The sequence below is a fragment of the Croceicoccus hydrothermalis genome, assembly GCF_022378335.1.
In the GTDB taxonomy this organism is placed as follows: Bacteria; Pseudomonadota; Alphaproteobacteria; order Sphingomonadales; family Sphingomonadaceae; genus Croceicoccus; species Croceicoccus hydrothermalis.
In genome coordinates this window covers 114870-124293 of sequence record NZ_JAIQCI010000003.1, presented here as the reverse complement: position 1 = coordinate 124293, position 9424 = coordinate 114870, and the positions used below count along the sequence as shown (strand labels likewise).

Here is a 9424-nt window from a genome sequence, read left to right as displayed (position 1 = left end):
GTCAGCGCAGCGTATCGCGCGCGATGCGCCCGTCGGCGAGTTCCAGCACGCGCTCGCATTTCTGCGCGAGTGCCGGGTCATGAGTGATAAGGAAAAGCGTCGCGCCCGTTTCCTGCGTCCGGTCGAACAGCAGGCGGATCACGCTTTCGCCGGTCGCGCTGTCGAGATTGCCCGTCGGTTCGTCGGCGAAGATGAGCGGCGGTCGCGGGGCGAGTGCGCGGGCGATGGCGACACGTTGCTGCTCTCCTCCCGAAAGCTGCGCGGGATAATGCGCCAGTCTGTGGCCCAGGCCCACGGCTTCAAGCTCCGCCTCCGCAACCGGCCAGGGGTCGGCATGTCCGGCGAGTTCGAGCGGCGTCGCCACGTTTTCGCGCGCCGTCATCGTCGGCAAGAGGTGGAACGCCTGCAACACGATGCCGATCCGGCCCCGGCGCGCACGGGCGAGCGCATCCTCGTCCATGACGCCGCCGTCGTCGCTCGCGAAATATTCGCCCGCGACGCGCAACGTGCCGCCGCTCGCACGTTCAAGGCCGGAGAGCACCGCCATCAGCGAACTCTTCCCCGAACCCGACGGGCCGAGCAGCGCCACCGTTTGCCCCGCCGGCACGGTAAGATCGATACCGTTCAATATGTCGACCGCGCCATCGCCACGGCCCAGCGTGAGCATGAGCCGCTCTGCGAGAATGGCGGCATCGGGTTCGGACTTGTTGGTTTTGTTCATGTTTTCCACATAGTCACATGGCATAAGCAGGTCGCGAATGAAACGACGGGATTGAACGAATGCACAAATGGTTGATTTTGGCCGCTTTGTCCGGGCTTGCCGCATGCAGCGACGGGGAAACTGCGCCAAATGCCATTCCGCAGGACACCGCGATCCCGGCCGCCGCGCAACGCGAAACGCCCGATGGCGCGCTTCCCGCGGTTCCGAACGGGCGCGAAATACAGGTGCTCGCATTCGGCGATAGCCTGCTGGCGGGTTATAATCTGCCACGCAGCGATGCCTATCCGGCGCAGCTGGAGGCCGCGCTGCGCGCGCGCGGGATCGATGCTCGGGTGATCAATGCGGGCGTTTCGGGGGACACCACCGCCGCCGGCTTGCAACGGCTGGATTTCGTGCTCGACGGGCTGGAGCAGAAGCCTGCGCTGGCGATTGTCGAGTTTGGCGGCAATGATCTGCTGCGGGGATTGTCGCCCAGCCTGGCGCGCGACAATCTCGATGCGATGCTCGCCCGTTTTGCCGAGGAGGACATACCCGTCGTCATCATGGGGATCGAGGCGCCGCCGAGCGCGGGCTCCGAATATCGCCGTCAATTCAACGCAATCTATCCCGAACTTGCCGAAAAATACGATGCGGCGCTCGTTCCCATGTTCATTGCGCCCCTGATCGAGGATCGCACGCTGGTGCAGGCGGATCAGATTCACCCCACTCGCAACGGCGTCGCCGCGATGGTATCATTGACAATCGATACGATCGCGCCGGTGGTGCAAAAGGCCGCCGTCGCCGAGTAAGGCTGCGCCAAAACCGGTTGGCCGCATCGGAACCGTCCTGCGTCGGGGCGGCGGTGGGATTGGTGCGGGCATCGCGTATCGGACAGGGGGCGGTTCGCGATTAATCCGGTTGTGGACTTTCTATGGCTTCCGGTTTCGGACCAATACTGATTATTTGGATAGGATATGTTTTGATTTGACGGACCTGCATTCAGATTTCTCGTCGGCACCTGTCGCCGCGGAAAGTTTGCAGGGCATGGGGTTTGAATGCCTTATCTGAACAAAGACGCGGGTTCGCGCGATGATGGGCGTATCGGCTCGAACAACGGAGGTACCCGGTTGGACGATACCGAACTTATTGCTCCGGCGCTTTACGTCATCAAGTCCAGGGCGGCGCGGCGACATTATTTCCCGGACGGATTTTTCCGACCGATGACCTTCGACTTGATTCTGGATCTTTTCGTTCACCGGGCGCGCGGCGAAACCGTTTTCGTCAAACAGATCATCGCGACGAGCGGCCTGCCGCAGACGAGCGCGCTGCGCCAGATCGACCGGCTCGAGGCGTTCGAACTCGTCAGCCGTGCCCCGTATGATGACGATCATCGCATGATCGTGCTCGACCTTACGGAGGCGGGCTGGGCGACGATGCGCAAATTCCTGCAATCGATTACCATCGATGCCGAAATCGCGGACGATGTCGTGATCTGATCGCCGGGTTTTCAGCCCGGTGCGAGCAGGGCGCCCTTTTCCACTTCCCACACCGCCGCCATTTGCCGAATCGCGGTAAAGGGGTCGCGCTCCGTCCCCGTCATCCAGACTTGCGCCCCGCTCCTCTCCAGCCGCTCGAACAGCGCTTCCCTCCGCACCGGATCGAGATGGGCCGCCACCTCGTCGAGCAGCAGGACGAGAGGCCGCGATCCGGCGGCAAGCTCCGCATGAGCAAGGATGATCGCGATGAGCAGCGCCTTCTGCTCGCCTGTCGAACATTCGGATGCCGCGCGTCCCGTCGCCGCCATGGTCACGCGCAAATCGTCGCGATGCGGCCCCGATAGCGTGCGGCCCGCCGCCCGGTCCGCGCCCCGCCCCTCGCGCCACAGGCGGGCAAGCGCGGCCGGGTCCGCCGGCGATTGCGGCGCGATGGCAAGGCCGGGGCGCGCAAAAGGCGCATCGGGCAATTGCGCGAGCATGTCGGACAGCATGCCCACCAGTTCCGACCGCCCGGCACAGACCGCAGCACCCGCATCGGCCATTTCGCGTTCGAGCGCGTCGAGCCAGGCGGGGTCGGGGCGATTTTCACGCGAAAGCAGGCGATTGCGTTCGCGCAAGGCCCGGTCGTAACGCGAGGATTCGGCGGCATGTTCGGGATGCACGGCCAGCGCCATCCGGTCGAGAAAGCGGCGCCTCGGCCCTGCGCTGTCGGTAAACAGACGATCCATCGCCGGGGTCAGCCACGATACGCTCAACCATTCGGACAGCCGCGCCGCAGGGAGCGGCGCGCCGCTCGCCTGCACCAGCCGACGCCCCGGACGGTCGGGCCGCACCGCCGTGCCCAGCCGGACCGGGGTCTGCCCGCTCACCAGATCGGCGCCGATGGCAAAACCCTGGGCGGCATTGTCGTCCCGCGCCATTTCCGACAACTGCGCACGCCGCAGTCCCCGGCCCGGCGCAAAGAGCGACAACGCCTCCAGCAGGTTGGTCTTGCCCGCGCCATTCGCCCCGATCAACAGGTTGAACCGCCGTGCCCCGTCGAGCCTGCTGGCTTCGTGATTGCGGAAATTCGCAAGTTGTATCCGGTCGAGCGCCATGGCGCCGGAGTAGGGGGCAAGCGCGGTGCTGGCCACGACAAAATTCCGCCCCATAATCTGGCGTCAGATCCCAATTCTCGGCATTGCGCCCTTTTGTTCCCGCGGCGCCATTTTCATAAACCGTTCAGAAACCGCGTTTTTTCAAACTGGCACGCTCCCTGCAATACAGTTGGCACGGTCGTCACCGGGACGGCCGAACCAACCAAACGAAGGGATTTACGACCATGAACATCGCCACCATCCGCTCGCGTCTTACCGCCGGTGCCGCCGCTTTCGCGCTTTCGCTCGCCCTGATCGGCGTGACCGTCGCGCCGCAGTCGAACACCGGTTCCACCGTCGCGACCTCGGGGATGCTGGCGTGAGCCGGCTCCCCCATTCCGACGATCGTCCGCCGCGGCGTTTCCACCTCGACAAGCCCAACGGCAAGCTGATGGGCGTTTCGGCGGGCATGGCCGATTATTTCGACGTCGATGTCACGATAATCCGGATCGGCTGGGTGCTGGGCACTTTGCTGGGGCTGGGATCGTTGATCCTCATCTATATCATGATCGGCCTGATTGCCGATTGATGCGCTGGCATTTGCCAGACGGGAAAACCGCGCTATTGGCGAATGCCGACGCGCCCTTAGCTCAGCTGGATAGAGCACGAGACTTCTAATCTTGAGGCCGGTGGTTCGAATCCACCAGGGCGCGCCATATTTTCCTATTTCTTGTAACAGGCCCGCGTCATGTCCTTTTCCGATATCGGCGATACCATCGCTGGCTGGGGCATGGAGTTTTCGGCGTACAAGGCATGGATCGAGGCGGCCTTGCCGTTCCATGACGATGCGCTGCATGTCGCCGTGGGTGTGGTGCTTCAACTGATCGGTGCGTTCGTCCTGCGGTCGAGCGTTGCGCGCTGGCGGCCATGGCTGTTCGCGTTCGTGCTGGAATTGCTGAACGAGGCGAACGATCTCATGTTCAATGGCTGGGACAGGCCGGGGGCAACGGGCACATCCGCGATGGATATTGCGCTGACCATGGCGTTGCCGACCTTGCTGTTGATGGTGGCGCGACGGGCGCCGCGGTTGTTGGCCGGGCGCTGAACCGGCGAAGCGGGCCTATTGCGCGAACCAGATGACATGGCGCGGCCCCTTGCCGTTGCTGCGCGCGCGCACGATCGTTTCCTCGACCGCGAAGCTGGTGGCCCGCAACCGCCGGACGAAACCCGCGTCCGGCGCCGCCGACCATATGGCGAGCACGCCGCCGGGGCGAAGCGCGGCGCGGGCCGCCTGCAACCCGGCGCGCGTATAAAGCCGGTCGTTCCCCTCGCGCACCAGCCCGTCCGGCCCGTTGTCGACATCGAGGAGGATCGCATCATAGGTCGCACGCCCCCGCGCGATCACCGCCCCCACGTCATCCTGCACCACGGTCACGCGGGGATCGTCCAGCCCGCCCGCGGTGAGCGCCGCCATCGGCCCGCGCGCCCATGCGATGATTTCGGGGACAAGCTCGGCCACCGTAATCTGTGCCTTTTCGTTCAGCGCCGCCAATGCCGCGCGAAGGGTGAAGCCCATGCCATAGCCGCCGATGAGGAGATGCGGGTTCACCCGATTGGCGATACGCGCAATGCTCATCACCGCGAGCGCCTCTTCCGAACCGCTCATCCTGCTGTTCATGAGCTCGTTCCGGTCGAGCTGCATCATGAAATCGTCGCCGCGACGATAGAGGCGCAATTCCTCGCCCCCCGGCACTTGCGCACGGCCCAGCGGTTCGAGCGGTTTCATGTCATGGCTCCTGTTGCGTGTCTGTTCCGAGGCCACGCCCGCGCGCGCCGGATTTGCCGCGCCATGCACCCGAAAGCCGACATGCGGCAAATTTATTTTTGCAAATTTATAACCTCTTCGGAATCGTGAAAAACGACGGATTTGCGGCGAATTGAGCATATCGAGCGACCAACCGTCGAACCGGTCGCGGCCAACGTGCGGGAACCGCGATGCATACTGGCGGATTGTCCTGGCAAATAGCGAATGAAAAACAAGGAACCGTGCCATGTTCAAACCCAGTTTTCGTAGCAGTGCTCCGGACAAATGGACACAGCCGCGCCCGTTCACCGACCCGTCGCTTCGTTTTGCGAAATTCGGCGCAATTCAGCCGATGGAAGAGCCAGGATTTTGGGAGCGTCTGTTCCGCACCTATTGATCGGACAACGCTTTCACCAAAGAAAACGGCCGGCGCCCCAATGGGGAACCGGCCGTTTTTCATGACACGGCGAAAGGGGGTTACGGCACGAGCGCGCGCAGCTTTGCCCCGTCGATCAGCTTGAAATTCTGCGTCCCGGCGCCATTGTCGCCGTCCTGCACCACGAACAGACCGTCCGTGAACGCAGGCCCGAAGCTGCCCGTGTGGAAGGCGATGCCGTCGGTCTCGCTCGTCCCGTCGATCCCGTTGCCGTCCACCACGCGAAACCGCGTGAGATAGGCCATGTCGGGCAGGCGGAACAGCGCATAGGCATTGTCGCCCTGGCTCGACGCGATGAGGAAACCTGCATCGGCTCCCTCCGCCGCGATGGTCAGCCCTTCGACATCGGGGACCATGGCCATGCCGTCGGCCTCGGCGACCAGCGTGCCCGATGGCGCGCCCTGCGAAAGGTCGAAGCGCCAGATGCCTGCGTCCTCTTCCCCGACATAGAGCATGCCGGTGCGTGGATCGACGACGCAGCCTTCGGGCTGGCTCGGCACGCGCATCTCGCGCATAGATCCGAGCGTCGGCGCATTTGGAGTGCCGGTAAGCGCCGCCTCCACGATCAACCCGTCCTTGGTATTGAGATAGGCGCGCGCCAGTTCGCCGGCGGCCCGGCCCGGCCCCATGCAGAAACCATACCCTTCGCCCACGCCCACCGGCATGCGCGCCACCGGCGTCAGCGTGCCCGTATCTTTGTCGAGCGTGTAGAGCGCGATATGCGGTTGCAACGGATCTTCGCGGTCGCTCGCCCCGACGAGCACGGCGCCCCCGACCTCGACGATGTCGACATTGTTCACGCCCGCCTTGGCCGCGAAGCTTTTGACCGCCCCATCGAGGCCGTAGACATACAGCCCCGCTTTCTTGTCCGTCGCCACGATCAGGCTGCGGGCGGGGTCGGCGGCATTGCGCCAGATCGCCGGATCGTCGGCGGCATCCTCGCCCGTCGTGCCGACGGACTGCGTTTCAACATCGGCGGTGATCTGTTGCGTCGGCCATGGCGACATGGCGGGAACGCTCGCGCAGCCGGACATCAGCGCCGCGGCGGTCAGGATGAATGGATAGCGCATCAGAAAGTGAACCTCGCACCGAATTTCATGGTCCAGTCATACTCCTCATATTGCAGCAGGCGGCGTGCACCGCCCAAATTTTGATAGGCGAAGAAATCGGCATCGTTCGCGTTCACCCATTCCCAGTACAGCTGCAACTGCCGGGTGAGGCGGTAGCGCGCGCTCGCGTCGATCTGGAACAGATCGTCGACATAGCGGTCCTCCTCCGCCTCGCTGCCGAGCTCGTCGAGATATTTGTCGCGGAACGTGCCGGTAACCCGCAGGCTGAGCGGCCCCTTTTCATAGCCGAGCACGGCGTTGAACGTGTGTTTCGACGCGGCGGGAAGCGGTATCTCGCGCCCGTCGTCCAGCGTCCCTTCGGCATCGGTATAGGTGTAGTTCGCCTGCACCAGCAATCCGTCGAGCGGGGCGGGCAGGAAGGCAAGCGCGCTGGCAAAGCCGAACTCGGCCCCGAACACAGTCGCCGACCGGCCATTGACGGGAACGACCGCCTCGGTGAAATCGATACCGGAATAGGGGCTGTCTTCCTCGTTGAGCTGTCGGTCGACGATGAAGTTCTTCACGTCCTTGTAGAACACATTGGCCGTGATCGCGCCATTGCCGGTGAAATAATATTCCGCCGCCGCGTCGAGGTTCCACGCCTTGTACGGGCGCAGTCCGGGATTGCCGAATTCGCCCTCGCGTTCGTTGTCGTCGTTCTCCTCCACGATGAAGCGCGGGGCGAGATCGGCGAGATTGGGCCGGACCAGGCTTTTGTAACCCGCCGCGCGAAACACCAGATTGCGCACCGGTTCATACCGCATGTTCACGCTCGGTAACCAGTCGGTGTAATCGCGCTCGAACCGGTTGGGGGTGATGACCACGATGTCGTCTTCGAGCACCTCGCCATCATATTCGGCGCCTTCCTCGATCAGCTCTGTCAGATTGGCGGAGATGTCGTTACGCGTGTGTTCCATGCGCACGCCGGCGATGATGCGCCATGTCTCGCTGTCCCAGCGGCCGAGCGCGTATCCGGCGTAGATATCCTCCTTGTTGACGTAATCCTCGACCGCGGAATCGAAGGTGCTGTCGATCTCCTGCAATTCGAAGTCGCCGAAATTGTCGAAGAAATAGCGGGTTGGCGCGGTGAAATCGGCAACCGGGTCGATGCCTTGCAGGCGATAGGTGCTGCGCCCCAGAACATCGGCCAGCGTGTATTCGCCGGTCGCATCCTCGTAGAACTGCACGTTGAAATCGTAGCTCTTCTCGCGCCAGCGTGCCTTCGCGCCCGCCTGCACCGTGAAATCGCCACTGGCCAGCGCGAAGGTGCGGCCGATGTCGGCCCACACGGCGAACTCCTCGTCCTGCGATGCGGACAGGCGCGTGACCTCCACATCGTTGAGCGCGTATTGCGCAGGGTCCACGAACAGATCCGCACGGGAATCGACGGTGAAGGTCGGGATGCGCGGATTGGTGAGGTCGAAGACGAGGCCAAAATTGTCGCCGTCGCCTTCGGTCGCAAAATCGCGGTCGAAGGTGGTGGGGTCGATGCTGTCGTTCTCACGCTCGGTCGAGCGGGCGTAGCTGCCCGCATATTCGAAGCGCCAGTCGCCCGCATTGGTTTCGCCGCCCAGCACGAGCGAGCGGATCTTCTGGCTTTCGGCACGATCCTTGATGTCGCGCTCGACCTGAATTTCGGCATCGTCGCTCGCGGTGAAGCCCAGCGCATTGCCGCCGCCGAACGACACCGTGTCGAAATCGCCGAGGTCGAAGGTCAGCCGGCGGCGGAATTCATGGTCGTCGAACTGGCTATACAGGCCGCGCAGGTAAAGCTCGGTCGTATCGCTTGCGCGCCAGTCGAAGGACAGCGACGCACTCAGCCGTTCGCGCTCCACGTCGTAATCGCGGTACTGGATTTCCTCGAACAGGGCATTGCCGTCATCGTCCAGTTTCCAGTCCTCGGCCTCAACATTGTCGGTCTCGAACTTGCGCTTGTAGTAGGACACGCCGCCCGCGATGCCGAAGTCGTCCGACAGCTTCGTCGAAAAGTCGAAGCCCAGTTTCGGCGTCAGCGTATCGGCAAGCCGGTTGTAGCTACCCTCGACCCGCGCGGTGTAAAGGTCGCGCTTGCGGTCGAACGCGCTGACCGTGTTGATCTCGATGCTGGCGCCGATGGTGTCCGCGTCCATGTCCGGGGTCAGCGATTTCTTCACCTCGATCGATTCGATCTGATCGCTCGAAATTACGTCCAGCGCGACAGAGCGCGTATCGCTTTCGGGCGCAGGAATGCGCGCGCCATTGATCGAGCTGCTGTTGAGATTGGGGCTGAGCCCGCGCACGGAGACGAAGCGGCCTTCGCCCTGATCGTTGAGGATGTTGAGACCGGGCAGGCGGCGCAGCGATTCGGCGACGTTCTGATCCGGGAATTGCCCGATGGCATCGCGGGTGAGGACCGAGCTTACCCCGTCGCCTTCACGCTTGCGCGAAAGGGCGCTGGCCTGATTGGCGAGCTGTCCGATGACGAGGATGTTCTGCTCCGACCCGCCGAGGGTGAAGATCGGGCGGACGGTGCCGGTTTCGGGCACGGTAACACTCTGCGTTTCCGGCTCCGCGCCGACATAGCGCACCTCTACCGTATAGGTGCCGCCCGGCACGTCGACAAAGCGAAACGCCCCGTCGCGCATCGTCGATGCGACCCGGTCGAGTTCGAGGATACGCACCTGCGCCGATTGCAGCGCGCGCGTGCCAGTATCGTCGACGACGCTGCCCTCGATCGTGCCGGCCCATGCGGCGGGCGCGACCAGGATCGCGGCGGCGGCGGTGCCGATTGCGAGTGTTTTGCGGATGGATGATGACATGAACG

11 protein-coding genes and 1 tRNA gene are annotated in these 9424 nt (G+C 63.6%); 7 read left to right on the top strand and 5 right to left on the bottom strand.

Annotated elements, in window-relative coordinates:
• Position 1: 1 nt before the first annotated feature.
• Complete coding sequence (locus K4G67_RS02720) at positions 2-721, bottom strand: ABC transporter ATP-binding protein (RefSeq protein WP_239804867.1); 720 nt, start codon at positions 719-721, stop codon at positions 2-4.
• A 59-nt stretch (positions 722-780) separates the two neighbouring features.
• Between K4G67_RS02720 and K4G67_RS02715 the strand changes: the two genes are divergently transcribed.
• Together K4G67_RS02715 and K4G67_RS02710 are read left to right on the top strand one after the other, a co-directional pair.
• Positions 781-1509, top strand: a complete 729-nt coding sequence (locus K4G67_RS02715) for an arylesterase (RefSeq protein WP_239804866.1) — start codon at positions 781-783, stop codon at positions 1507-1509.
• A gap of 246 nt (positions 1510-1755) precedes the next feature.
• Positions 1756-2196, top strand: coding sequence for a helix-turn-helix domain-containing protein (locus K4G67_RS02710; RefSeq protein WP_239804865.1), 441 nt, complete (start codon positions 1756-1758; stop codon positions 2194-2196).
• An 11-nt stretch (positions 2197-2207) separates the two neighbouring features.
• Here K4G67_RS02710 and recF read toward each other — a convergent pair whose 3' ends face one another.
• Positions 2208-3293: a DNA replication/repair protein RecF gene (gene recF / locus K4G67_RS02705; RefSeq protein WP_239805083.1), complete on the bottom strand. Its 1086-nt coding sequence runs from the start codon at positions 3291-3293 to the stop codon at positions 2208-2210.
• A gap of 224 nt (positions 3294-3517) precedes the next feature.
• On the opposite strand from recF, the gene K4G67_RS02700 reads away from it, so the two are divergent.
• From K4G67_RS02700 to K4G67_RS02685, 4 genes are all read left to right on the top strand, one after another.
• Positions 3518-3655 (top strand): hypothetical protein, encoded by a 138-nt coding sequence (locus K4G67_RS02700; RefSeq protein ID WP_239804864.1) that lies wholly within the window; start codon positions 3518-3520, stop codon positions 3653-3655.
• A complete protein-coding gene (locus K4G67_RS02695; RefSeq protein ID WP_239804863.1) occupies positions 3652-3861 on the top strand; it encodes a PspC domain-containing protein in 210 nt (69 codons plus the stop codon). Before K4G67_RS02700 ends, K4G67_RS02695 begins: the two co-directional genes overlap by 4 nt.
• Before the next feature lie 50 nt (positions 3862-3911).
• Positions 3912-3988: transfer RNA gene (locus tag K4G67_RS02690), tRNA-Arg, on the top strand.
• A 32-nt stretch (positions 3989-4020) separates the two neighbouring features.
• On the top strand, positions 4021-4377 hold the full coding sequence (locus K4G67_RS02685) for a hypothetical protein (RefSeq protein ID WP_239804862.1): 357 nt from the start codon (positions 4021-4023) through the stop codon (positions 4375-4377).
• A gap of 15 nt (positions 4378-4392) precedes the next feature.
• Here the strand turns inward: K4G67_RS02685 and K4G67_RS02680 are convergent, their stop codons facing one another.
• Positions 4393-5058, bottom strand: coding sequence for a spermidine synthase (locus K4G67_RS02680; RefSeq protein ID WP_239804861.1), 666 nt, complete (start codon positions 5056-5058; stop codon positions 4393-4395).
• Positions 5059-5323: 265 nt separating this feature from the next.
• Between K4G67_RS02680 and K4G67_RS02675 the strand changes: the two genes are divergently transcribed.
• Positions 5324-5473 carry a hypothetical protein gene (locus tag K4G67_RS02675; protein WP_239804860.1) on the top strand — a complete coding sequence of 50 codons (150 nt, stop codon included), beginning with the start codon at positions 5324-5326 and terminating at the stop codon, positions 5471-5473.
• An 80-nt stretch (positions 5474-5553) separates the two neighbouring features.
• Here the strand turns inward: K4G67_RS02675 and K4G67_RS02670 are convergent, their stop codons facing one another.
• Both K4G67_RS02670 and K4G67_RS02665 read right to left on the bottom strand, forming a co-directional pair.
• Entirely contained in the window at positions 5554-6582 is a 1029-nt protein-coding gene (locus tag K4G67_RS02670; protein WP_239804859.1) for a phytase, read from the bottom strand.
• Positions 6582-9419, bottom strand: a complete 2838-nt coding sequence (locus K4G67_RS02665) for a TonB-dependent receptor (protein WP_239804858.1) — start codon at positions 9417-9419, stop codon at positions 6582-6584. The genes K4G67_RS02670 and K4G67_RS02665 overlap by 1 nt, the downstream gene beginning before the upstream one ends.
• Positions 9420-9424 lie beyond the last annotated feature (5 nt).

Bases quoted from the DNA above. Each gene is read 5' to 3' on its own strand.
- K4G67_RS02720 (WP_239804867.1), bottom strand. From the start codon at position 721: ATGAACAAAACCAACAAGTCCGAACCCGATGCCGCCATTCTCGCAGAG.
- K4G67_RS02710 (WP_239804865.1), top strand. From the start codon at position 1,756: ATGCCTTATCTGAACAAAGACGCGGGTTCGCGCGATGATGGGCGTATC.
- K4G67_RS02685 (WP_239804862.1), top strand. From the start codon at position 4,021: ATGTCCTTTTCCGATATCGGCGATACCATCGCTGGCTGGGGCATGGAG.
- recF (WP_239805083.1), bottom strand. From the start codon at position 3,293: ATGGCGCTCGACCGGATACAACTTGCGAATTTCCGCAATCACGAAGCC.
- K4G67_RS02700 (WP_239804864.1), top strand. From the start codon at position 3,518: ATGAACATCGCCACCATCCGCTCGCGTCTTACCGCCGGTGCCGCCGCT.
- K4G67_RS02665 (WP_239804858.1), bottom strand. From the start codon at position 9,419: ATGTCATCATCCATCCGCAAAACACTCGCAATCGGCACCGCCGCCGCC.
- K4G67_RS02670 (WP_239804859.1), bottom strand. From the start codon at position 6,582: ATGCGCTATCCATTCATCCTGACCGCCGCGGCGCTGATGTCCGGCTGC.
- K4G67_RS02675 (WP_239804860.1), top strand. From the start codon at position 5,324: ATGTTCAAACCCAGTTTTCGTAGCAGTGCTCCGGACAAATGGACACAG.
- K4G67_RS02680 (WP_239804861.1), bottom strand. From the start codon at position 5,058: ATGAAACCGCTCGAACCGCTGGGCCGTGCGCAAGTGCCGGGGGGCGAG.
- K4G67_RS02715 (WP_239804866.1), top strand. From the start codon at position 781: ATGCACAAATGGTTGATTTTGGCCGCTTTGTCCGGGCTTGCCGCATGC.